The sequence below is a fragment of the Haloarchaeobius amylolyticus genome, assembly GCF_026616195.1.
Taxonomy (GTDB): Archaea; Halobacteriota; Halobacteria; order Halobacteriales; family Natrialbaceae; genus Haloarchaeobius; species Haloarchaeobius amylolyticus.
This window is the reverse complement of the sequence record NZ_JANHDH010000005.1, coordinates 1-23,592: the sequence shown is the minus strand read 5'-3', so window position 1 is coordinate 23,592 and position 23,592 is coordinate 1. Positions and strand designations below refer to the sequence as shown.

Below are 23,592 nucleotides of genomic sequence, written 5' to 3'. Positions count from 1 at the left end.
AGTTCCCAACAGTATATCGTTACGGCTCTTGCCAATCTGTCTTAAGCTTATTCTAGTAATTCTAGAATGATTGCGGCTCATTGGTAGAAGGAGCTCAGCTGAGACACTGGAAGTAGTGGGGTGGGGCAGGTTAAGCGGCTATAAACTCGCCGAACCCGTCCTTGACGTTCTCGACTGACTGATTCAGTCCGTGTTCCTTGAGCTTCCCACCGCCCTGTCCCTTGTTGGTTGCCTGGTAGTCCATCGCAAGATTCTTTAAATACTGTGTTGTTAGAGCAAACGTGTTAGGTATGGCAAAACAGAATCGCTCGGATGACGGGCCCTCAAGGTCGAACGAGGCAGCAGCTATTCAGCTTCCAGTCCCGGCACTGAATCCGGAGCTCTTTCGACATAAAGCTACAAACGATATCCTTCGACTGCTCCTCGATAACCCATACGAGACGTTCACGATCCGCGAGTTGAGCCGGCTCACCGATCATTCGACGTATTCAATCAAGAGTGCTGTCGATGTACTCGAGGACAACGACCTAGTAACTGCAGAGTCCGAAGGCAATCGACGGCCAGTCGGGATCAATCGAACCCGAGTGAGCAAGCCGGATGATCCTGTCCTTCGGGTTCCGCAACCGGAGTTTCACGTGCCTATCCGAACGGCACTTGATCGACTCCAGGCTGAACTGGACGACGTCCGAGGGGTCCTCGTGTTCGGGAGCGTTGCCCGCGGACAGGCGGACAGGCAGAGCGATATCGATCTGTGGGTGTTGGTCGCGGATTCCCGCGGCGAGCAGCATCGAGCGAACGAAATCGCGACGGAACTCGGTCAGGAACGGTTCGATGGGGAGCGATACGAGTTCCAGGTGATGGTTGAGTCAATTGAGTCGGCCCAGGGCTATGCTGACCGCCTTACAGATATTTTTACGGATGCCATCACGCTCCACGAGAGCGAGGCGCTCCGGAAGCTCAAGAAGGACGTGTTGTCCAATGCCTGAGGATGCGTCGGCTATACTCAACGCGCTGGATCGAGCTGAGGACGCATTCGGCGGCTACACGACCGGTGAACCCGACTACGAGGCACACCTCGACCCGGAGGCGAACCAACCATCGGTCATACAGCTTCGAAAGGCATGCCGTCTTCTCGATGCGTGCCGCACTCTCCGTGAACACGATGGCTACCATACGAGTGTGATCGAAATGTCGTTCGCCGCCATCGAGCGGACCCTGGAATTCTACGCCCTCTCTGCGTCGAACGACTCGGTCAACGACTTTCAGAACCATACGCGTGCCTACAACCGCGCCGCGGCGCTTGGTGTCTTCTCCGAGCAGACGGCTCGCCGTCTCCAGACGCTCTACACGGATAATCGATCGGCAGCGTATTATCGCGATACGGTTGCAACCGCTGAGCAGGCCGACATGATGTTCAGTCTTGCCGAAACGATCCATGAGCACGTGAAGAACTTTAGCCAGCAGTCGTACGAGTGTTGCTGCAATGGTTGAACACACGGAGAACGCCTGTCCCAGTCAGTCAAGCCGGGAGGCCCGGTCAGTGCCGATGTCGTCCGGGAGCACTTCTGGTGGGTCTGGCGGGGAGTCGGGCATGGATCTCGGTCGGGTTAACCAACACAATCGACATAAACTTAGATTCGTTGGTTAAGATTCAGCTGGCTGGTGGGAGATACACGCTTCGCTCGTCGACGATTTCTTCGAGCCGGTTCTGGTGGCGGTGGGAGAAGTAGCAGTCGTAGTTGCAGTATCCACAGATGTCGCCGGTGTCGTATTCAGCGACGTAGGGAGCGCGGTCCGACGACCAGACACTTCCACCGCACTCAGAGCAGGTATCGCTGCGAAGGTCGTCAGGGGACGGTCCTTGGTACTCGATACGATGACGTTCCGCTGGAGAGGTGGATTCCGGCCAGACCCCCTGAGATTCCCAGAACGTACGAACCCGCCCGAGACTGTGTCGGACGGTCTTTCGTATCGTCATGTGATCCGCATCGCGACCGTCAGCGCTCCATCCGTTCGCTGTCCAGAACTCACCGAATTGCGCACCGCGATGCAGACCGTTCCAGTCAAGTCCGACGATGTCAGCGGGAGAATCACCCGTGAGGGTTGGCCGGGTGAGCTGGTCAATGACGTGGAGTTGTTTGGGCGGACTTCCACCGAGGATGTGAACGCGACGACCACGCCAGTCCATGAAGTCCGAGAATTCGTGCGTTAGGATATCGGCGTAACCACGTGAGTACCCGAGGACGATATCGTCGGGAATCGCATCGATTGCTTCTCTGCATTTCGGGACGATGATGAACTCTGTCTTTGGAACTGTCTCCTGGAGCTCCCTGACGGTCTGAACGTACGTCTCTGCTTTAGCGGCGTCGTAGGCGTCACCGATAACGCCTACTCTCGGTTCGTGTTCACAGACGCGCTCGATGTACCGGTTGAGGTTGGGATTTCTGAAGTCGTTGTCGAGCATCCCGACAGGCAGGTCAAGTCGGTCAAATCGCTGCTGTTGGTACGAGCAATCTTCACGAAATCCGGTCAGAAACCCGAGATTCAGGGCGTCGATGGCGAAGGGAACTCTGTGGAGGAACGCGACGTAGTCTGCCTGTCGTGCATCAGCGATTGTTTTCGAAGTGCTGTCGCTACCTGCTTCTGGAAGCTTGTGTATGGACACAGGAGATCATCCGCGAGACGATGTCGCCCCGCACCCTTCAGGGGCTGAAAAACAGGCATCGACGCGGCTTAACCAACAGTCTCGGTGGTTTCTGACCTTGTTGGTTAATTGTTTTGGCCCTTATATAGATTTGTGGAACGAGTCGATAGCAACGCTATCGATGAGTGTCAATAACGGTGCGCTCACACGGTTTATCGACTGCAGTAACCCGATGGTGTGAGTGGCCTGTTCCAAGCCTCGCTTGGACAGGCCCTGTAGACGCTTGCTGCAACTATCACCTCGATTGATCGGTCTCAAAGCTGTCTTCATTCTGAACGCTCCGGAACAGTTGACACGCCTGGTCACGAATCGAATCCGAGTGTTTGAGGACGCTCGCGGTTCTTCGAACTTCGCTCAAGCCATGTGCGAGACTTCGTTCGGCTTTCGACTGGAACCGCCCACGATTCTGTTCCCGCCGCATTCGGGACAGTCCCTGACGCTTTTGCACAGACAGTTCGTCCCCGTTCGCATCTTTCCCGCGACCGATATCCGTCGATAGTCCTCGGCCGTGACGTGTGACGGTGAGTGGTGCGCCTGTACGATTCGGGGTTTCTTAGTCGTCTTCGAACGATCGTCACTCCGGTCCGTAGTCGATTTTCTGCTCGTAGATGATGAGTCCACAATCCTTACAGATTGTCTCGACTGCATTCGTTCTCACCTGGCCCCTTTCACCCGGGACACGGTGTGTTGTTGTTCGGTACGTCTTCGCCGAAGCCAGTGTCGTCGATGTGTCTCGTCGCCATCGGTAGTTTGCGAGATGTCTTGTCTGCACCCCGCACCCCTCTCAGGGGAGATAAACAGCCGAGACTAAGGCTGTGTGCGGGCGTCTGCTGAACGACTCAAGGAGATTTTGGCGGCCATTCCGTACGCAATCCTAGCATGGAAAGTTGTCGGCCAGGTCCTCACAATCGAACTCCGTTGTGTCTTCGTCACCAGATTGACCTGCCAGTCGATTTCTGTCGGTTCCGACGCCTCCGTCGGCGACAGCTCACATCTTCGTCGCGATATCGGGGACTTGAGGTTGAATGGCTGCGACTATCCGGTGTTTACACGGACCATCTTTCACCGCGTCAGCGGGACACTCCATGCTTATCGCCGGAATTTCGAAAGTGGATCCACCGGAACGCGATCTTGTGCGGCAAGATTGTCCAGGGCTAACGAAATCACGAAGCCGATCATTGCGAATAGTGACAGCCATAGCCCTGCTTGGAATATCCTAGCGGCAGTGTTCTGTCCCAGTCCTAGAGTACCGCCAACGAGCCCACCGATCCCCAGTATGACCATTCCGAAGGCGATCATCACGCCGAGTTGGCTGGCATAGGTGGTTTGAGTCCAGAAGCTCCGGGGTTGATAATATGGGAGTCGTTCGGCAGCGATTTCTTGGGCAACCTGTTTAGGAACAGTAGTCACGTCGATTTCTCCCCAGTCAATCGAATCGTCGATAAGTTCGTTGTACTTGACTGTCCCACCCTCGTCGCGTTCACGGGGGTACCAGTAGAGTTTCGTATCGCCATCGTTGAATCTGCAAATTTCTCCGATATTTGCCAATTCGTCTAAGTTGTTACCCACAGTCTGTGGTTCAACTTCAGGAAACTCGGTTGCGAGCACTCTCCTAGTCAATGCGGGTACATCCTCGTTGAGTTCACCTAACTTACCTTTGAGCTCCCCTCGGTCAATCTTCCTTGCTGGATGTGAGTCGGTGGAATCGCCAGACATCGCCAAATTATACCGCTCAATAAACTCTGCTTGATAATATAATTCAGGGTGTAAAATATTATCCGGGGTTAATCCATCGGCTACTAGATTTCCTAACACAATGGTCGGAATTGAAAATACAAGCCGTCGAAAGTTTCTGGTCGCCGCAGCAGTGTTGGGTTCCATGACCGGGTGTCTCGGAAGGACCAGCCAGCGGCCAGGGGTGGTTGATTCATCAGACCTGTCCGTTTCGTCAAGTGGGTCTGCCAAGCTCACTGCCAATAATGTCAAGAATAACAACAATTCTGGGTTGAAGATTTCGACCGAAGACTCGGTTGCTGATGGGGAAGTAGTCGGTGAAATCCCGGTTTCTATCTCTGAGGCTTCCAGAAGCAGTGTATACATCAATGCTGATGTTGAGCAGTTAGATGACGACGCTGAGATCGAAATACGATTTCGTTCTTCAAACTCCAGCTATCGCGCTATCTTCCTTGGAAATGAGTATAAGGGGAAAGAGAGCGGGGTATTAGCAACTGAAACTGGATCAGGGTATGAACTGCAGGAACAACTCAAGAAGTTACCGTCGGCTGACAACGGAGGGTCCACTCAGGTCATGGATATAGATCGAGTTCAGTTTGTAGTCAGGGACGGTGATTTCGCTGGTACAATCTGGGCTATCTTGTTTATATTCGAAGATCAAACAATAGCCCTTCTGTGAGCGCCTGTTCGAGACTATATCTTCACTTCTAACTGGATTTGGATACAATTATAGGACCTGGAACTATCAAGTCAGTTGGCACTAATGTTCGTCCAATTGGCAAAGAAGGTTTTTGTAATTTATACCTCCTCATTGGGAGGGACATTGGTCTTCACAGCTTTCGCCAACAACTCTGGACCGAGACTGTATCTGATGGGGGGAAGCATTATTGCACTTGGTGTTGCGATAACTCTGTCTCTCCTGCGGAGAGCGATCGTTGCAAAATGGCAGTGGACTCATAATCAGGTGAGAATATTTTTAGAGTCCAGGATAGCAAGATTTCAAGCTTGGAGATCGAATCTGGACCTATACTCTTGGGGGAAAATATCCTTTTGGACCATCTCAATTTTACCGTTGGTGTTTGTGGGGATTTCAATAAGCTATCCCAATTCTCAGGTAGTCGAATTATTTGCTATTTCGAAGGAGAACGCGTTTTTCTCGAATTCGCTATTGCTTCTTGTGAATATGATTGGCTTCGTCTTCATCATCTTGATCTTCGTCATCCAAAATACAACTCAAGAGTATAATCCGGGTCTCTCGAAGGAGATCTACAGAGATTTCTATCTCATTTTGATATTCATGGGGCTGCTGCTCATCGCCTTATACAACCTTTCTGGACTATACTTTCAATGGTCAGGTGTACTTCAATCCCTGAGCTATATTTTGACTTTTTCTTCATTTCTCTATCTGGTTTCATTGTCTCTCGTCACGGGTCATTATTTAGATGTTTCAAATGCAATCGGCAGGGTAGAGGACCGCATCAATGGAAAAGTCACTAGAGACAACATCTACCAATCATCTGCCCGCGTACCGCTGAAGGATGAGAAGTTTCTTACAGAACTCAACCAAGATACTTTATTAATTACCAACACGTCGATCCGTGCGATTGAAAATAACGATCACATTCTTGTGATCACATGTGTCCAATCTTTGGAAAACATTGGGACGAAATATTTGGGAATGTTGATTTCGCCTGTCGAAGATAATTTCGTGAGGGAGTTAAACGACCAATTTCAGTTCATAATCGAGAGAACAGGAAAGGACTATACGAGTCAGAAATATTTGGAACCACTATCTGAATCCTTGGGGGGTTTGTCGAGATCAACCTTTAGAAACACTGAGAACGCAGTCCAGACTTCTTTGTGGCTTCAATCATTATGGGATATATTCAAAATCACGTATCCTGAGATGGACCGGACAGATGCTCTGGGAAAGTCGATCCGAGAAATCAATCGGACAGTGGTCTTATCATTGGAAACTAAAACTGCTACTGGTCATTCACACTACTGGCAGTATTCGTCCTACTTGGAAAGGATCGGGAAATGGAGTCTGGCGAATAAAGCAAGTATGCCACTAAGGGTGTGCCTCTCTCAATTCCAATGGCACTACATCTCTATGGTAGATTCTCTGATTTCCGAGGAACTCTATTTTCAGAGCCATCAAGTCGAGAAACCATTAGACGAAATTCTTGAACTCTTTTCCACGGCATGGAAGAGCAACCAGTTTGATAAGGGATTGCTCGAAGCCGTATTTTTCGGCTCGGAATCTTTCCTGACTCAATTTCGATACTATGGTCTGTATTCTTTAACACCAGATATGGCTGCTGGACTTGGGTCAATCACGACTTCCCCTCCAGAGGAGTTCAGTACTGATCCACGTGAGGCAGTAGGTTTTGATAATGCCCGTTTGGAATCTGAATTTATTGATTGTTGTGAGGCGTTAGTTGAGTTTTTAAGTGACATGGCGAGTCTTTTTCCGGACACGAATTACCACGATGTATATTCCGCTTATCCCCAGATGTTGTTCATCTTCTGCAACGACATTCAGGTAAAATTTGTAGAGAAAACCGATTTGGTGGATGGGCTGACTTCTGACTTCCTGAGTTTGATGTTACGGGAAATAGACGGTGCAAGGTATAGCAGACCGGATTCTACGGTTAGACATTATTTTGGAGATTTCCTTCTTATTGCAATTTTCTTCTTCCAAGGCAATGATGAGAGACTTTCGGAGATTTTCAAGCAAGTAGATGACTTCTACGGAAAGGCAAAAAGCAGGTTCGGCGAGGACGACACCCGTTGGATCTACAAGCATCTAAAACTGTGTGGTTGCATAGCTGCGCAGTTTGATGACCTAAAGAAGACGCAGGAAATACTTGATGAGCGGCTCGTTGCTGATTTCTATGACATACCGGACTATGGTGGACAAGCGATTCGACCGTGGCATGAAGAACTGGGTTATCCAACTGGACGTGGACATGGTATCAAGAAGCTCTCATCAAGTCAGACATGGCGGCAGTTGCAACAAGTAGTTGAGACCGAATTCTATGAAGATATCAGTACTAAAGGTGCTGAGTACCATGAATATCTGGAATCGGAGGCTAATTAGACGAAAGAAGGCTGTGACTAGTTCTCTGCATCTATGTTGACGAGTAAGATATGCTGAAAGACGATCCCTACGCTGTCAGCTGAATAGACTCATGATATCTGGGTTTCGGTTATCCAATACGTAGAGTTATTTTCAATCCTTTGTTAAGGTCGTGGCTGCGCGCGCAGCGTAGCGAGCACGGAGCGGAGGGTGGGGCGGTGGGGTCTGGGTCGGTCCGGCACGTAGCAAAAAAGAAGGCCGCGTACGCTGGCTACGCTTCCCACCACCGACCGCGCTCAGGGAAATGTATGGTGCTCCACCCAGTGACGGCCAGTGAGACGCGTCCTTCGTACCAATTTCTCGCCGCGCCGTGGATCCGCACGCGCTCGCCCTCTTCGATCCAGGGTTGGTCACTCGTAACCCACGACGTCAGATTCGTCCGTCCACTTTCGTCTTCGATGAGGCCGACTTGGGAAATCGCTGAACTCGACGACTCCCAAAGCTGTGTCACACGACCCTCGATGCTCACCTCTTTGCGATCGACGTCCTCAAGCTTCCCGATGGGAACCACTGACCCCGGTGCGGTCTGCAACTCCTCGAACACTCCGAAGACCGCGCTCATCAGGTCTTTCCCACCGACGACGGCTTCACCCAGCCGCCGACCAATCGCTGCTCGCGACCAGCCATCCAGCTTCTTCGCCAGCCGCACAGACTGCTTGTTCACCGCCGCCAACTGCTCCTGCGTGAGTTTTGCACGAGGATCGCCTCGCTCCGGGTCAGCCATCGGATTCACGCTCGCCGCCCGCTTCTGGAACTCTGCACGCCGCTCAGCCTCGCCGCGATGTCTCGCGTCCGCTTCTCCCGACCGTCTTGCGTCCCCATCTCTGCCTGGGCACTGATGCGCTCCAGTTCGGCTTCCCGCGCACGAATGCGCTCTTTCTGTTCGAGGGTCGCACTGTAAATTAGCTCGTCGGCGGATTTGATTTTCTGTAACAGTCCGGAGCTGCAATCAGTAATGCACGTCAGCGGGGACAACCCAGATGTTCTCACGTTCAAGGACGGAGTTGAGTTGTCGCCGATGGCGGATTCCGCAGCCGTGTCCGTCGTAGAGTGCGATGGTCGGCCCCTGGTAGCGGCCGACGTTGTAGAAAGCGTGTCTGACGAGGTCGGTGTCCTGCATGATTTCTTCCGTCGAGTACTGCGCAATCGCGTCTTGGACGATGCCGAGGTTGCGTTCGAACTGGTTGAGCGTATCTTTCCAGCCACGTTCGATGAGTTCAGCCCCTCTCGGGGATCCGGCTGGAACTGCAACTGGAAGGTCGCCCCAACGCGCCGGGCCGGCACAGCGAGAGCTCCGGTCGTCGAATGTGACGTAGTAGTCGAACACAGGCGTTGCTTCTGGTCTACATCCGACGAGTCGGTCGAAGACGCAGTGGGCGTCTTGGAGTGCTTGTTCTTCGGTCGATGCCTGGACGAGTGCGTAGATGAGTTGATGCATTCTTCGTGAGTGAAGGTTGGTTGTTCAACGCCGGCGACAGCGTGGGCTATTCGTTCTCGAAGTCTCGCTTTTCATCGCGGTAACACGGCCAGCAGGGGAAGCCGTCGGTGAGACTGTCGCAGTCACAATCCTCTAGTGAAGAGCTGTCCTCGGAGTCAACCGAGGACTTTGCAGGCCGCGTCCCGCCGTCAGCGACTAGTTGGTTCTGGGTAGCTGATTCGAGGACTGGCTGTCTGATCGCGACGGCGATACGGTGCTTACAGGCCCCGTCGTAGTTCGCGTTGGCAGGGCAGGTGCACGATGATGGAACACCGTCGTCGACGGTGACGAGGTATTCGTGTTCACTCGGGTTCGCGTGGCTGCAGTTTCGGATGCGAACGCCTGCCGGCGTGAGTTCGAACTCGAAGGCTTCGTACTGTGCTCGCTTCCCGACGCGGGTCAGGTATTTCAGTTTGGAGAGTGGGTTTGTCGACATTCTAATCGACGAGAGGCCGTTTCAGCCCCCCGCACCCCTCAGGGGGTGATAAAACGCTATTGGCTGGTGTAGGCCGAGGTTAGTTTCGTTGTCGGAGGGACAGTGCCGGGAGGCGGCATACCCTTCTCGGTTTACATGCCGTAACGACTACCCCCGTAGCGAGGGGTCTATTCGATTCGACGCTTGACGGGGGTGAGCCGCGGTGCAGCTGATCGAGACCGCACCCCACGAGTTCGCGGCGCACTTCCTCTTCGATCAGCACGGACTCGCCCCGTTCTTCGCGTGCGACCGGCGCATCAAGGACGGTGGCGGGAGTCAGGAAGCCGAATTCGACTTCGACGGGGAGAAGTGGGTCTCTCGACTCTCTTACCGTGACTCCGGTCCCGAACACCCCGGCACGCGGCTCCCGAGCGGTACCGAGTTCCGTCTGGAAGAGATGCGCGAGTTCGACCTGCACGTCGAGAGCGCGGAAGACCCCGTTGGACAGCGGTCGTTCCACGTCCATCTCGCCCCGCGCTGGCAGGGTATGCGTTCCGAGAGTGGTCACGAGATCTCGATTTCAGCCGACATCGACGAGGCGGTAAACCTCCACGTCCAGGGGTCGAACATCGAGTTCGACCAGTACCTCCCGCTGCTTCGCCGCGCGGTGCTCGCGGTCGGCATCGAGAGCATGTACTTCGAGGACCCGCACGGTTTCTCGACGATTCTCGACGCGGAGCGTTACGTCCGGGTCCACGAGGAAGCGAGTGGACCAGTCCACGCACGGGATGGTCCGATAGCCCAACTGGGCCACCTTCTGGAACACGACCGGACGGGACGGCGCAAACTCGTTCAGTTCGACAGCGACGAGCACGGTCGCGACCGTCCAGGGTACTACCACACGGCGACTCTGGGCCCGCGACGCGTGGCTGAGGCGTTCCCCACGCACGACCTGCCGAAGGAGGTCAAGCACTACTACGCGAAGGAGTCCGTCAGTCTCAGCGGCTCGCTCTCCCATCCGAAGGTCGGCGTGTCCTACCAGAAGTCATTCTGGCGGGAACAGCTCTCTGCGTCCGAGGACGACATCGAACAACTGAATCGAGAACTCGAGGAGACCCTGTTGAGCGTACTTGCCGAAGCAGGTCTCCCGATTCGTCAAGGTGGTGGGACCTACGTCGAAGGTGAGTACTTCCAGCTAGGGGAGTCAGACCGTGACCGCAACCTGGTCGAACTGGATTTCACGCGAATCAAGCACCGACAGGAGTCGGTGGTCATCAAGCACATCGCGGATGGACTCGCACCAACGGCTTGGGAGTCGCTCGAAGTGCTGGTGACCGACGGTGGAGAGGTGAGCCCGAAGGATATTGCCGACGAAACTGGGAGACATCCCGGAAGCGTCCGGCGTGCCCTGAAGCGGATTCCCGAGCTGGTAGAGCGTGAGTACGGGAAGGTCGCACTCCGTTCGGACTACATCGCGGACCTGGTCTACGATGCAGTGAAGGAAGCGAGAGAGGCCACTCAGCGTGCTGCTGAAGTGGGTGCAAAGGCTATCGAGGCGTCCAGGCGTGGGCTCGATACGTCGACGAGCGCGTTCATCGCGTGGGCAGCTAAGCACGACATCGACGTGACGGACCGAGAGAGTACGGAGTTACAGTTGGATTTCGGCGTCGTCGACGATATCCGTCGGAAGCTCCGCGAGGGATTCAAGCTCTGGAAAGCCGCAGACATGCCGGAGGCACGATATCGGATAGCCAAGGTTCGATTCGAGAAGAAGGTGACCAGTGATCTTCGCTCGGTTGACTCAGACGAGACGAAATCGTTTGCCACAACGGCGTGGCACTACCTCGACTGAAGCAGCCAGCGTAGTGGCAACACTGTCCAGAACCCCTGAATTCCCGGTTCGCGCGCGCATTTCTCCCGCTGACTCGGCCTGACCCCACCCCCTCCCTGCCCCCGAGGGTGTGGGTGGTGTTTTGAGAACGTCCCCTTAGGGACACGTCTAAGAGGAAGTCTTACACTTCCGGTGTCAGAGTGTTCGCTGTAGTACAACCCTGCAAGTGGAAATTTTGCTCTCCTCTATTGGTAAATAACAACTAATATTGAACTCAGTTACGCTATCAGAAGATATCTGAATTCGCCGATTTGGAGTGCCAATTAATTTCCCCGACGAATCATACACTCTTCCAATTACAAAGAATCCTCTGCCCTTAGCGTTCTCATTTCTGATTTTTCCACGTATTTTGACCTGAGTGGGGCCCCCAAAGGTATTTGTCTCCATCTGGTATGATTGGATTTCAATACCTCTTTGATCTCCCTTTTCAGGCACCTCATACTCAACGGACCAATCAATCTCTATATCTGATAAGGGAAACGAAGGGTAAGGCGGCTCTTTTGGAGTGTACCGGAGCGGAATCTGTTTGAATACTTTATATTCAGAACTACAAGCGAGGGTTTGTTTTGCGCGCCGATTTTGATCTTCCATAACAAAAACCACTGTGTCTCCTGGTGGGACCGAGCAACGAGACAAATCTATAGAACCAACAGCGGTCTTTGAAGAGCCCTTTCTCATCCAAATTGTTCCGTGAACTGTGATTGAATATGCCGATATTTTTGATTCCTCTTTAGTTTCAACCTCTACGACTGGCGTTACAAACCATTCAAAAAAAGAGCCAGCCTTGTGTACTATTCCCTCGTCGCGGATTTGAACTTGAGGCTGAGTAAGTGAGAATGGTACGATGCTACCGATGGCGGTTCCAATGTCTAGTATCCTTCTAGCGTAAGGGGTCCAGAAGTAGGGTGAATCATGGGATATCCTGACAGTATCATAGTCTGTGAGAATCTCCAGAGACCCTTTTCTTGGCCCATGCGACTGAGAACTTGACTCATACTTTATATGATAACTTCGATGGGGCTCAAGTTGAATATCTCCGTGGATTAACTTATATTCAGATCCAGGGTGGAGCATATCGCTTATTTTGAACCTGTGTCTTTTGCCAGATGCTCCGATATATCCATGGCTATCGTGGTCGAATTCCAAAATTGAATCCTCGTCAGAGATTTCTTCTTTCGGAAAGTCCCACGTTGGAGTGTGAACCTCTAAATATACCTCTTCAGCGTTCCCAAACCCAGTATTTTCTATTCCTAAATTCAATATCCCAGAGACCTGTTTCTGGTAACGCGTAACGCCCGATATTTCTCCGGTAAGTTGTAAACGTGGCCGGCGGACCACGAATTTGTGAATCGCTATGATTCCTGCTACTGCTGCGATTATCGTTCCAGCAATCGTAAACCCACTAGCCACAAGCCGCTTGATGAAAGCTAATTATATATTTGTAATGTATTTATTAACGGAGTAACGATGCCCTTACTAAACTTCTCCAATTTGGTGAGGAACTGAGTCAGTACAAGAAGTGGCTCTGGCTCCCTATGGATAAACGACTTGTTCAACTAAGCGTTTGAAAGGGGATTAGGACCAAGGTTTCCGTATTGAAGGCGTGAACTCATATCCCGTAGAAGGGTGTGTTGATACCCTTGGTTCAGGAGAGGAATTAGTACCATTCAAACAACTCTCGACTCCATCAATCTCTTCAAGAAACGCGAGATCCACGTCCTCTGGGAGCTTCTGATGCTCGATTACCGTTCGAAGTGTTTTCACTGACTCGGTCGAAAGGCTGGTCGCGAGGGTGAGTATATCTTCCTTCCCCAGATTGTCGTTGACACAAGACACGATTCGCTGCTCTTGGATTAACTGTTCACCGATAACCCTGGCCTCAGTGTGTTCACTTACGTATTGAGCGACATCTTGACGGACCGATTCATTCCAACTACTGAGTGAGACATCCCCGTTGATGGCTTTGATTGATGCAGTATCAAGCGCGTTATTGTAGGTTCCTCTGATGAACCAGTGGAGTTCACTTTGGACGAGACCCACACATTTGTATCCACAAATTCGGGAAAGTCGATTCAGTCCGACAGCACGAGCTGCCATTCCGGTCGTTTTGAATGACGCCTTGTAGATTACTCCTTCCTTAGCAAGAGCGATATCTGCGGTGAATTCCGCGGATGCAATATAGAAGTCCTGCTTCGCACCTTCTTTGCCTTGTTTTACCGCACATGAGGCATTGTGTAGACGCTGATAACTGCCTACGATTGGGGTATAATCAGAGAGTAGACTCGTGTATCTCCGTGCAGTTTGCATTCGATTTTCAACCGAATTCACGTTCAAGTCCGCACCGAGAGTTTGCATCGCTCCCGCTGCGTGTTGGATGCGATATGTATCACGATAGATTTCGCTACTATTCCCTGTAATGTTAGAGGCCGTCTGGGGTACGACTTCATCGTGGCTGTTGCAAATCGTAGTCGCTGTGTCTGTCACCGTTTGATTCCATTCTGTCCGGTTCTGGGCCAAATCACCCATCTGTGTGACTGAGTCCAATGTCTTCGTTCGAAGGCTCTCAGTCGATATTCCACCCTCTCCAGAACCGCTGATGGTCGTTAATTCGACTTTTGATGGGTCTAGGCCCTCTGCAGCGTACTCCTGTTTGTCTGGCCGACCATCACCGTCGGTATCACTGTTCGCTGGGTCTGTATCGATCTCATATTCGGTCTTGTCATTGAGACCGTCACCATCAGTGTCTACTCGTGTCGGATCGAATCCATTCTGACGTGACTCAAACCCGTCCTCAAGTCCGTCTCCATCGGTGTCAGGAAGAGTCGGGTCAGTAGGCCCATGAATTTCTACACTGTCGTTTAGACCGTCAGAATCGGTGTCTGGATGATTCGGGTCAGTATCGCCTTCTAATTCGAATTTATCTTCAAGACCATCGAAGTCGGTATCTGGGCGGTTTGGTTTCGTTTTGTCGTTCCTGATCTCTTGAGGATCAGGTAAGCCGTCTTTGTCCGTGTCCAACTTTGTTGGGTCTGAGAGGTTACTTATCTCCACCCCGTCTGGCACACCATCTTTGTCGGAGTGCTTTGCGTTAGGGTTTGAACCGAACCGGAATTCCTGTTTATCCGTCGCTCCGTCACCGTCTGTATCGGGTTTCGAAGGGTCCGAACCGAACCTGAGTTCTTTACTATCAGATAGTCCATCCTCGTCTGAATCGGATTCTGACCCATCCAGATCTTCTCTCGCAACCTCGATTGAATCATTCAGCCCATCACCGTCAGTGTCGATAGAGAATTTGTCTAAACCGTGTTGGTCCTCGACCGAGTTTTTGAGACCATCTCCATCAATATCAATTTCCCCCCACCCAACAATACAGATTGAAAGTACTACGACGGCCAAGACTATCTCCTTCCCCCCGAATTCCATTATCATACTACTGTTTATTGGTGGAACATAAATATGACGAGAAATACGACAATCTGGATCTCCATTAAAGGTTACTTGGACTGCTTCACGAGGAACACTGGTACCTGATTCGAGTTTCTCGGTCGTCGGATGTTGTAGAGCTAACCACTCTTTCTAATCGACTTGTCCCACTAACCAGTTGTTCCTGATCTGGTGTTTCTGGATAGGAACTTCAAAATGAGGCAGCATCCTGTGGAAGTAAACGGCTTCTCCTAAGGAATCGGTTATCCACCATCCTCCCCTACTCCAACTGGTATTCAATCAGCTAGTTCTCCTATCTCGTTTCGTCTGCTTCGAATCGTCGGGGTTGACACAGCTGCTTCGCTCGCGAGTTCTTTCTGCAGAAGTCTCTCACCAGTTCGCTGTCCGGCTTCGTAGAGACACGCAGCTGCAACTCCTACGGGTTGCTTCCCGACTGCCTTTCCGTCAGATTCGAGTCGCCGTGCGAGTGTGATTGCCTGCTGCCTGGTTGAATCCGAGACATCGAATCTGGAGGCTAACTTCGGGATGAATGCACCGGGTGATGGGGGAGTCACTTCCAGTCCCAACTCGACGTTCATGACGCGGTAGGCGTTCCGGAGGGCAGAGCGGTCACAGCGAGCGACGCTCTCGACTTCCTCCAGCGTCCGTGGGAGGTCGAAGCACCGACACGCGGCGTACACACTCCCTGCGGTGAAGGAGTGGACTGAGCGTCCTGGCAGGAGCCCTCGGGACTGCGACTCGCGGAACAGGGAGGCAGCCCGGTCACGGACGCTTGTCGGAAGTTCAAGTGCGCTCGTAATCCGCCGCACGTCGACAAGCCCTCGAAGCGTGTTTCGTGACCGCTTCGTCGGCTGGCGGGCCTGGCTGTGGTACCGCCTGAGTCTGCTGAAGCGCCGCCTCGTCCGCCCGGGAAGTCGGTTGCCCATCCCGTCTCGTCGTTCCCCGATTTCCGAGGAGAGTCCCTTGTCATGTCTGGCGGGCGTCAACGGTGAGCCAACGTGTTTGTTCGACTCTTGACCCTGGCCGTCGTACCAGTCTGGTCCATGGTCGATGTTGTACTCTCGAACCACAAGCCCGCACTCGATGCAGTAGGTTTGTCGCTCCTCACGTTCGAGGTCACCGTTGCACTCGGGACACGGCAGGTTGATCGGAAGTCGTTTGTTTTCGTCGAAGCCACTCGCGTAGATGTGTCTACTCGCCATTGTCGAAATCACTGCTCCGCAGGGCACTCTTTAGGAACGCCCCGCACCCTTCAGGGGGCGAAAAAATACCGTGCGGGAGTTGGGTACCAGAAGCACCTTTGAATTAACCAACGGAGAAGCCAGACCTATCGAATTTGTTGGTTAACCTGGTCAGCAATAGTACTCGATTGTCTCGATTGAGGATTGCTTGGAGACGCAGAAGAACTTACTATCGAGATGTAGAGCACAGATGCATGGTCTAGGATTCCCATCGAGAGATCGCCCTCGTGAGCTGTGGCAAGTCGAAACGAGACGAGCCTGCTCAACCGAAGGACCTCTACATCTTTGACTACTTCACGAAGATGCGAACTTACGCTGAGCAGAATCAATACGACTCTGGTATTCTATGCCGGGAAGGCGTACTACGACCAACTCATTGACCCTTGGACTTGTGACCTTCGACCGCCTTCTCCAGGTGGTTTCTTTACAGTGAAGAAATTGTCCGAACATGGTACTGATCCCCTCCCATGAGATGGTAGAATGAGCCGCTGATTTGGGACGTACCCAGTGAGGTTTTACTACCCAAAAGAAATAACAATATTGGAAATGACGGTGGGATTATGACTTCCTACAAGAGGAGAGCTTTCCTCTCAACCTTAGCTGCATCCAGCCCTCTGCTTTCTGGCTGTTCAAGAGAGAGGGTAGGCGGCCAGAAAGCCGAACTCCAAGATATTTCATCATCAAGTTCTCAGACGTCGTTCCCTAGTGCGAAGCGTGAAGTCGTAGAACTGGAACGACATGGCCACCTCGAACTCAACTCTGACACCCCTTATTTTCCGGTTTCATTCTCCACTTTAGATCGAGAAATCGCATCAGAATGCTTAGTACTGGAATATGAAGTGGACGTGACCAGCGCTTCTCGTGAGGACATCCCTCTTGACATTAGAATGATATCGGATTACGATTACGAATCTTATCGAACCTATGTAAAAAACGAAAAGGGATGTCTTGAGGCGCTCGACCGGTGTAAGGACATCAGTGACGGGTATCAAAGTATAGATTCTAATCAAGTTGCAAGCTCGGCAGTTGATGAAGGAGTTCAGTATAAACGCTTGCTAATCCCCAAACAAGATTTCAAGTTAATATTTGATGCCTCAAATATCTGGAACCCGGAACAAGTGGGTCAAAAATATACTTCTCTTTCGGCCGATGTCCACCTTAGAATACTCAGTGACGAATATGCAAGGGCAGAAAGACGAGCTGCCGAGAACATGAATAACCTCTACAAGCAGATGTTGGAGGCAGCAGAACCGAAAAGGGAGCTTCATCAGTTGGCAGGAACAATCTGTGGCCTTTCAGGTGTCGGGGCAATAAGTACGAAAACAACTACTGAACTGTCTTCTGAAGCCTCGAGGATAGCCAATGTCACAAATAGGGTTATGTCCGCTCTTTCTATCTATGATGTAGAGATACCAGAGAATCTGGATCAGATGCTCCGATCTGCTTCTCGGTGGACAGCTAGTTATGCTCCTATCCTAGGTTCTCTTGTCTCTGTTTGTTCGAACGCTTGCCGTGTACAGGAATTAAATAAAGGGAATTTAGAAAGCGAGAAAGCAACCACTCTGATGGAGTCTTTCATAATCTCATTAGGTTTCTTGGTAGCAGATATCGCATTACTCAGCTATGGAGTTGTGGCCCGTGTTTCCTCAACTATCGTGTCTGCACTTGATGAATTCTTACTAGGCTATATAAGAAAAGTCGGTGGAAAGAGGCTTTACCTCTTAATCATCAATGGCGTTTATGCCCTCCTAGAGCAAGTGGCTCCGACATTGAAGGAATATCTCAGGAGTAAATCGAAGAGGGTGATTGAGTACTATAGCTCCAACGCAGGATATTGGTTTTCCGACTCAAAGATAGTCCGGTGGATTCGGCAGTATCAACTTCTCAACGAAGACGGTATCGCCGATTACATGCAATTGGATGATATCGTAGATTCCCCTGAGTGTAATCAGATTCTCTCAGAGTGGCCACATGGTGGGTGAACTCAAGTCCGCATCTATTCCATTCGGTTGACTCCACCATCCCACTGTTTGAACTGGGGTCTGCGGAGGTTACTCTAGTATTTTTTCGGCATATCTCCTTAGGGACACGGCTAAGACGAAACCTGACTGTGTCTATGATAATTCAAACACTAGTGTATAAAGTCGGGGCACTGTCAGACTTCGAATCTCTTGCGTATCTCTGTTTTTCCGTGACAGGAATCAGGGCTATACCTGCCAGAAGGATTATTAGTTTGACTGCACCACCGGGCAGTGTGCTAAAAATAACAGCAGACCAAGATGAAGACACAATCAAATACCTCCCTGGATACCTAAGCATCCGACGTGAGGATGGAGACGATGGTAAGATTAGATACTTGCTCGCATCTGCAAACTTAGAAGAGGGAATTGGTCCAGCTCCCAAACCGTGTACGTTGACCATCGAAGAGACTGAAACAGGCGAATCCATCCAACTGGAAGCTGACTACTATGAGATGGACATTCCCGACGGAGATTCTATCACTAAGTATGAAATAGAGGCTAGCGAGCCCGTAGATATAGTCGATCAGTATCTGTCGACTGACCCTTCGTGGACACCAGCGGATATACGATAACGGGAACTACCGCGTGTGGACGGTCTTAGTGACCACGTCTTTCTTGGTGGGTTCTTTCAGATAGTGATGCAGCGAGTCCACGGAAATGGGATGCCAGGATCTGGCGTTCTTCATCTGAGATATCTTTTTGAACTTTGATGCGTGCAACCACGTATTCCTCATCGAGTCCATCGACGAGGTCAGCTAGGTCAAGGTCAGCGTTGTACCACGATTTGCCTGTCATAATTTGGTTGGAGTCGGTCTGGTATTTAAAAGATGGCTCACTCTTTGAGTCTCGAAGCTGAGGTGCCCGTATCGACGACATAGTCGGTACTGTGTGCGGAAGAGGACAGTCAGATTAGGTCCCGAAAATGAGTTTCTTAGTCTGTAACTCGAATCTCGGAGTTGACGCGATAGATGTACCCACGCATCTCCAGTACTTCGAGCGCCTCGCGAGCATTGGCTCGTGTGAAGCCTTCGTTCATGAGCGCGTCTTTCGCGCTTGCTTCGTCGATGCCCGGCTCAGGCGGGGAGATAGTCCCGGAAAGGACATCGAGACAGTCCTCGGCGAAGGGGGGTATCGGCGTTGATTCGCCTTGCATGGGTCCAATTCGTCCTCCTATATTCGTTCGAGTCCAATAGAGCTATCCCCTACTGATTCAGGCTATGTTTCGTTCGACCGTATTCACAATCTCCCGAGCGGCCTGTACTATACGCTGAAGACGTCCACGAATCGCTTCGGCTGGATCACCGTCCCAAGCAGCAACGTACAGCGCGCTGTTCGAGGCATCCAGACCGAAGTGCTGTGAGACGACGTAGGCTACGCTCTCAGCTTCGACCTCGCGTTTCTTTTGTTCCTCCCGGTCCTCCACGTCGAAGTGCAGGAGTGCGTGTGCGTACTCGTGGGCGAGTAAACTCGCGACCTGTGCTTCGTTCTCGTCGTCTTTCACCTCGACGCGCAGCGAGCAGTCGTAGGCACTTCGTTCAGTACAGACGCCGGCAGCACCTCCATGTTCCCAGTCTTCAGGTGGGACAATGGCCGCACGGGCACCGAGGCTCGAATCCGCACTCAGGAGTGCATCGAGGAGTCCCTCTTCGCTCCCGTCACTCTGTGATTCGGTTTCGAGTTCGGGGAGTGGTTCACCGTCTGTCTGAGAGACATCGAACACTGGAACAGGTTTGAACCCGACGAGACCATCGTTCCACTCGTCTGGCGGCGTTTCGTCGTACTCACAGTCGATACTGTCGTGGTAGGACGGTGAATTCCCACAGCCGGGACACTTGCTCGTGATGATGGGTGCCCAGATCCAGATGGCGGATTCGCCCTCTTGGACGTGGCGGTCGAACTCGTTCAGCCATGTGTTGTATCCGGCGACCTTCGTCGCGTCGGGACACTGGTGCTTGATGAGCAGCGTGTTCCGGTAGGAGTAGTCGTGGAAGTGCGACTGGACGTCTAACCACTCCTGCAGTTCTGCGCTTGCTCTGGCTTCGTCTGAGAGCTCCGCAAACTGTTCGACCCACGCTTCGAGTGAGCCGTGCATCTCGTCGCGACGGGTGTCAGAGTCGTCGAACTGCGTGTGGGTGGTCTCCTGGTTTTTGGTGCGGTTGCCACTAGCCTCTGTCTGGTAGGATTCTATCGACATCGAATGTCTCCGAGGAGAACTCGAAGTCCCCCTCACCCGCCAGGGGGAGATAAAATGGCTCAGCTGTCGACGCCGGCTAGCCAACCGCGATGGAAGTACGCGAGACAGATGCAAGAGCGGAATACCTCTCCGGTCGGACGGTGTCTGAACTGCTTCGTTTCTGGATTGGGGGCGACGATGCCGGCGTCGACGAGGTCGGTGACGATGTGTCGGGCGTCCTCCTCTGCGATTTGGAGTGCACTGGTAGGGTCACGGTCTCGGGCGAGCTGGCGTCGTTCGAACTGTTCGTGGCTGTCGGATTCGTATGGATGTGGTGTCATGGGTCGTGAGAGGATGCTTATTCGCTGGTGTCGATGCTCGGGTCGAACGCTCGTGCGGCTTCAGCGAGGCGGCACAGTTTCGGGAACAGCACGTCGACGTCTGCTTTCGCCTGCTCGACAGTCGGTGCTTTCACCTTCCCTTCGAGTCGGTCTTGGTCCCGAGTGCCCGTCCCCCGGGTCATCGTGAGCTTGATTGATGCTCCCGTGTCGGTTCGCGTGACGTGCTCGGTTGTCTCGAAATCGTCTGGAAGTCTGTTCTGTTCGTCGTTAGTTGGGTCTGTGTCTGTCGACATCTGAGGATTCTCCCTCACCCCTGAGGGAGCGATAAAATGCTGTGGGAAAGGCTCGAATTTCAGAGGAGGTTGTCAAATGACGAACTAGGGGATTTAGATTCAGTCTTGAATATCTTCTAGAGAGATACCGACGTAGCCTTCATTGAGTCGGTAGAGACTGATAATCAATAGAGCCAGTGAGAAGATTCTCAAAGGCAAAGTTGCGAATAGAGGTATAACGATTCTGGCTTCAGGTGGCAACCATGATGGCCCTAGTAGATACCGAGGTTCCGGCGACTTTCCGGAGAAGACCACAGTGTGCAGGCTGTAATTCTTATTTGTCCTTTCTTTGGACCAGTCGTCCAACATTGGTTGTTGTACTGTGGCTTGACGGTTCATGAACCGTAGCAGGTCTTCTATTGTTGCATTTGATTCGTCCAATTCATGTTCCAGCGAGGAAAGCGTGCTGGCACCCCAGAAATAAGCGTACTTTGTCCGCTGATGATTTTCATTGAGACTGGTCCCGTTCGGTAAAACTTCAGAACGTGCGAGTACCGAATCGTACTGCCTGGGCGTAGCAAGACCCTGTTCTACCGCCAGTCGAGCGGTAAGATACGTTGCTGTTCCCTCGACAGTCCACTGGGAGCCTGATATGGCAATATAATCTTGACGAGTATGTACGTACTCGTGAATCCAGACGTTATCTGCGCGATCGAAGCCTTGAGATGCTGTTGCAAGGAAATTTCCAGATGTGGTTGTATACCCGCTAGGTTCATTATTCCCATACTGACCTAAACTTCCTTCAACCGCATACATTCGGACGACGTTACGTGCAGCACCAACATTCAACCGTCTAGAAGACTCAGCGACGGTATTCACGATTCTGGATTTCGAGACACTCAGCTCAGGTTTCAAAGGGTCGGGGACAACTAAGAGTAGTTTCTGGCATCCCACCTTCTTTATTTCAGTAGAGTAATCTCCGATGTACATGAAGTCGGGGCCAATCGAACCGTTTGGGTTCATCTGGAGTGTTACGTTTCCTGTATGCTGCAGCGAGGGGCCGATCATCCAGTTCTCTCCTCGAGGGTATTCGAGACCGTCTTCAAATGAGACTAGCTCGAAAACGAGTGATGGTGTGCGAGTCGACTTGTTCCAGATGTATCCTGATCCAAATGAGCCCTTTACGAAACCGTGGTTTTCGACTGGAGCCGCACCTTTCAATGGTTTTAATTGTAAGTTTCCATCGTAGGACGGGCTGATGGAGTAATTGATTCTGAAGAGGGACGCATTCGATTCAATCCTCGAAACAGAAGCAGTGATTGGGAAATCCGAAGATGAGCCGTATTGACTAGCAGTGAAACTCCGGTCAGCTGGCAGTGGTGACCCACTGGATGAGATGCATTTCTCTGGAGCGGTCTGGACTGGATATTTTTCTTCAATTTGACTTTGTCCTGTAGAAAATACGGGAGCTGAGAGAATTGAGAGAGACGCTATAATGCAAAGGCTCAGGAAAGAGAACCACAGCACGGAACGGATTTTTGATTGCCAAGCAGAGGTCATAGTCAGATGTTGTTTATTAGCCACACCTCTCTTAGTTGTAAGCGTTCGGTAACTTCATCAATGAAGGTCGTGGCTGCGCGCGCAGCGCAGCGAGCACGGAGCGGTGGGTGGGGAGGTGGGTGTTGGGTGGTGGAGTCGACGAAAAAGAAAGGACCGCCGGCGTCGACTACTGTTCCCACCACCGGCCGCGCTCGGGGAAGATCAGCCGCGACCAGCCCGTCACGGCCACCGAGACGCGCCCCTGATACCAGTTCTTCGCGACGTTCCGCATCCGAACGAGCTCACCTTCTTCGACCATTTTCGCGTTGCTCCTGACCCAGGACGTAAATTTCGTCGTTCCAGTTTCGTCCTCGATGAGCCCGACTTGCTGAATCGATGGGTGAGCAGGCTCCCACAGCGTTTTCACACGACCCTGAATACTCACCTCGCGCCGCTGCACGTCTTTGAGACTGGCGATGGGGACGATGGTACCAGGCCGGTCACGCTCGGCTTCACTCACGGCAATGATTGCGCTCAGGACGCTCCCACCGTCTGCGACGCGCTCTGCCAACTGCCTGGCGATGGCTGCCCTAGAACTGCCGTGTTCGATGCGACTGTGAATCTTCGCCGCCTTCTCGTTCACCTTCCCCAGCTCTTCGCGACTGAGCTTCTCTCTCGGGTCGGGTTGGGGCTCCCAGACGCCCTCCAGCGTCGCTGCCTGCGCTTCTACGTCGGTTCGACACTCCGCCTCACGAGTCGACTCCTGTGACCGATCCAACCGTTCTCGCGTTCGCCCTATCTCCAGCTCGCGCGCCACCATCCGTTCCTCTGCTTCGAGAGTCATCGCTTCCGGGTTCACGTCGGGGTGATTGCAGTCCACCTTCGCTTGGATCTCCAGTTCCACAGTCGCCTCGAGCGTCGGCGTCTCCTCAACCACGTACGCATCCGTGGGGTCTCTGTATCGTTCTGGAACCGAACCTTCTTCACTGAGCTTGTTGCTATTATACATTGGTAGTTCTGATCCGAATTACCGCAGAAGGCGCTCACTCGGCGTCTTTTCCCGACCACCACGACTCTCCAGCCCTGGCTCTCGTCGACGACCAACTCATCCATCGCGCGCTCTCGCTTGCGCCTTCGCTCGCGTCCCCTGGGGCGCGAGCGAGAGCGCGCCAGAAGAGAACAAGTTACCAGAACCGCG

22 protein-coding genes and 2 pseudogenes are annotated in these 23,592 nt (G+C 52.3%); 8 read left to right on the top strand and 16 right to left on the bottom strand.

The features are described 5' to 3' along the window. Positions 1-290 precede the first annotated feature (290 nt). Together NOV86_RS22535 and NOV86_RS22530 are read left to right on the top strand one after the other, a co-directional pair. Positions 291-986, top strand: coding sequence for a nucleotidyltransferase domain-containing protein (locus tag NOV86_RS22535; RefSeq protein WP_267644122.1), 696 nt, complete (start codon positions 291-293; stop codon positions 984-986). Beyond that, positions 979-1,491 (top strand): DUF8154 family protein, encoded by a 513-nt coding sequence (locus NOV86_RS22530; RefSeq protein WP_267644121.1) that lies wholly within the window; start codon positions 979-981, stop codon positions 1,489-1,491. Before NOV86_RS22535 ends, NOV86_RS22530 begins: the two co-directional genes overlap by 8 nt. A 160-nt stretch (positions 1,492-1,651) precedes the next feature. On the opposite strand, the gene NOV86_RS22525 is transcribed toward NOV86_RS22530, so the two are convergent. From NOV86_RS22525 to NOV86_RS22515, 3 genes and pseudogenes are all read right to left on the bottom strand, one after another. Beyond that, positions 1,652-2,665 carry a DUF6610 family protein gene (locus NOV86_RS22525; protein WP_267644120.1) on the bottom strand — a complete coding sequence of 338 codons (1,014 nt, stop codon included), beginning with the start codon at positions 2,663-2,665 and terminating at the stop codon, positions 1,652-1,654. 245 nt (positions 2,666-2,910) lie between these two features. Continuing rightward, positions 2,911-3,447 (bottom strand): annotated as a pseudogene (locus NOV86_RS23355) (transcription initiation factor IIB); the annotation flags it as partial. A gap of 346 nt (positions 3,448-3,793) precedes the next feature. Continuing rightward, positions 3,794-4,585 carry a hypothetical protein gene (locus NOV86_RS22515; protein ID WP_267644119.1) on the bottom strand — a complete coding sequence of 264 codons (792 nt, stop codon included), beginning with the start codon at positions 4,583-4,585 and terminating at the stop codon, positions 3,794-3,796. On the opposite strand from NOV86_RS22515, the gene NOV86_RS22510 reads away from it, so the two are divergent. After that, complete coding sequence (locus tag NOV86_RS22510; RefSeq protein WP_267644117.1) at positions 4,584-5,117, top strand: hypothetical protein; 534 nt, start codon at positions 4,584-4,586, stop codon at positions 5,115-5,117. The two genes, NOV86_RS22515 and NOV86_RS22510, sit on opposite strands and share 2 nt — an antisense overlap. Positions 5,118-5,309: 192 nt before the next feature. After that, the gene (locus NOV86_RS22505) at positions 5,310-7,541 is read left to right on the top strand and encodes a hypothetical protein (RefSeq protein WP_267644115.1); all 2,232 of its coding nucleotides are present in this window, start codon (positions 5,310-5,312) and stop codon (positions 7,539-7,541) included. 250 nt (positions 7,542-7,791) lie between these two features. On the opposite strand, the pseudogene NOV86_RS22500 reads toward NOV86_RS22505, so the two are convergent. From NOV86_RS22500 to NOV86_RS22490, 3 genes and pseudogenes are all read right to left on the bottom strand, one after another. Beyond that, a pseudogene (locus tag NOV86_RS22500) lies at positions 7,792-8,477 on the bottom strand (DNA-binding protein); the annotation flags it as partial. A gap of 52 nt (positions 8,478-8,529) precedes the next feature. Beyond that, on the bottom strand, positions 8,530-9,018 hold the full coding sequence (locus tag NOV86_RS22495) for a DUF7995 family protein (protein ID WP_267644112.1): 489 nt from the start codon (positions 9,016-9,018) through the stop codon (positions 8,530-8,532). A 46-nt stretch (positions 9,019-9,064) separates the two neighbouring features. Then, entirely contained in the window at positions 9,065-9,493 is a 429-nt protein-coding gene (locus NOV86_RS22490; protein ID WP_267644111.1) for an SWIM zinc finger family protein, read from the bottom strand. Between the two features lie 202 nt (positions 9,494-9,695). Between NOV86_RS22490 and NOV86_RS22485 the strand changes: the two genes are divergently transcribed. Then, the gene (locus NOV86_RS22485) at positions 9,696-11,324 is read left to right on the top strand and encodes a DUF7845 domain-containing protein (RefSeq protein WP_267644110.1); all 1,629 of its coding nucleotides are present in this window, start codon (positions 9,696-9,698) and stop codon (positions 11,322-11,324) included. Between the two features lie 174 nt (positions 11,325-11,498). Here NOV86_RS22485 and NOV86_RS22480 read toward each other — a convergent pair whose 3' ends face one another. The 3 genes from NOV86_RS22480 to NOV86_RS22470 all read right to left on the bottom strand — a co-directional run bounded on the left by NOV86_RS22480 (position 11,499) and on the right by NOV86_RS22470 (position 16,009). After that, positions 11,499-12,773, bottom strand: a complete 1,275-nt coding sequence (locus NOV86_RS22480; protein WP_267644109.1) for a hypothetical protein — start codon at positions 12,771-12,773, stop codon at positions 11,499-11,501. 165 nt (positions 12,774-12,938) lie between these two features. Then, a complete protein-coding gene (locus NOV86_RS22475; protein ID WP_267644108.1) occupies positions 12,939-14,792 on the bottom strand; it encodes a hypothetical protein in 1,854 nt (617 codons plus the stop codon). 290 nt (positions 14,793-15,082) lie between these two features. After that, positions 15,083-16,009: a transcription initiation factor IIB gene (locus NOV86_RS22470; protein WP_267644106.1), complete on the bottom strand. Its 927-nt coding sequence runs from the start codon at positions 16,007-16,009 to the stop codon at positions 15,083-15,085. Between the two features lie 266 nt (positions 16,010-16,275). Here NOV86_RS22470 and NOV86_RS23350 point away from each other — a divergent pair, with 266 nt between their 5' ends. The 3 genes from NOV86_RS23350 to NOV86_RS22460 all read left to right on the top strand — a co-directional run bounded on the left by NOV86_RS23350 (position 16,276) and on the right by NOV86_RS22460 (position 18,641). Next, entirely contained in the window at positions 16,276-16,428 is a 153-nt protein-coding gene (locus NOV86_RS23350; RefSeq protein ID WP_368408814.1) for a DUF6884 domain-containing protein, read from the top strand. Between the two features lie 180 nt (positions 16,429-16,608). Further along, positions 16,609-18,030 (top strand): hypothetical protein, encoded by a 1,422-nt coding sequence (locus tag NOV86_RS22465; protein ID WP_267644104.1) that lies wholly within the window; start codon positions 16,609-16,611, stop codon positions 18,028-18,030. Between the two features lie 134 nt (positions 18,031-18,164). Next, positions 18,165-18,641 (top strand): hypothetical protein, encoded by a 477-nt coding sequence (locus tag NOV86_RS22460; protein WP_267644103.1) that lies wholly within the window; start codon positions 18,165-18,167, stop codon positions 18,639-18,641. A 25-nt stretch (positions 18,642-18,666) separates the two neighbouring features. Here NOV86_RS22460 and NOV86_RS22455 read toward each other — a convergent pair whose 3' ends face one another. From NOV86_RS22455 to NOV86_RS22425, 7 genes are all read right to left on the bottom strand, one after another. Next, a complete protein-coding gene (locus tag NOV86_RS22455) occupies positions 18,667-18,864 on the bottom strand; it encodes a hypothetical protein (RefSeq protein ID WP_267644102.1) in 198 nt (65 codons plus the stop codon). Positions 18,865-19,000: 136 nt separating this feature from the next. Further along, on the bottom strand, positions 19,001-19,222 hold the full coding sequence (locus tag NOV86_RS22450) for a hypothetical protein (RefSeq protein ID WP_267644100.1): 222 nt from the start codon (positions 19,220-19,222) through the stop codon (positions 19,001-19,003). Positions 19,223-19,279: 57 nt separating this feature from the next. Then, positions 19,280-20,257 carry an ImmA/IrrE family metallo-endopeptidase gene (locus NOV86_RS22445; RefSeq protein WP_267644158.1) on the bottom strand — a complete coding sequence of 326 codons (978 nt, stop codon included), beginning with the start codon at positions 20,255-20,257 and terminating at the stop codon, positions 19,280-19,282. Positions 20,258-20,322: 65 nt separating this feature from the next. Next, positions 20,323-20,583, bottom strand: a complete 261-nt coding sequence (locus NOV86_RS23450) for a DUF8069 family protein (RefSeq protein WP_464379909.1) — start codon at positions 20,581-20,583, stop codon at positions 20,323-20,325. Between the two features lie 17 nt (positions 20,584-20,600). Next, on the bottom strand, positions 20,601-20,876 hold the full coding sequence (locus NOV86_RS22435) for a DUF7389 domain-containing protein (RefSeq protein ID WP_267644098.1): 276 nt from the start codon (positions 20,874-20,876) through the stop codon (positions 20,601-20,603). A 99-nt stretch (positions 20,877-20,975) separates the two neighbouring features. After that, entirely contained in the window at positions 20,976-22,439 is a 1,464-nt protein-coding gene (locus NOV86_RS22430) for a hypothetical protein (RefSeq protein WP_267644097.1), read from the bottom strand. A gap of 142 nt (positions 22,440-22,581) precedes the next feature. After that, positions 22,582-23,403: a DNA-binding protein gene (locus tag NOV86_RS22425; protein WP_267644096.1), complete on the bottom strand. Its 822-nt coding sequence runs from the start codon at positions 23,401-23,403 to the stop codon at positions 22,582-22,584. Positions 23,404-23,592 lie beyond the last annotated feature (189 nt).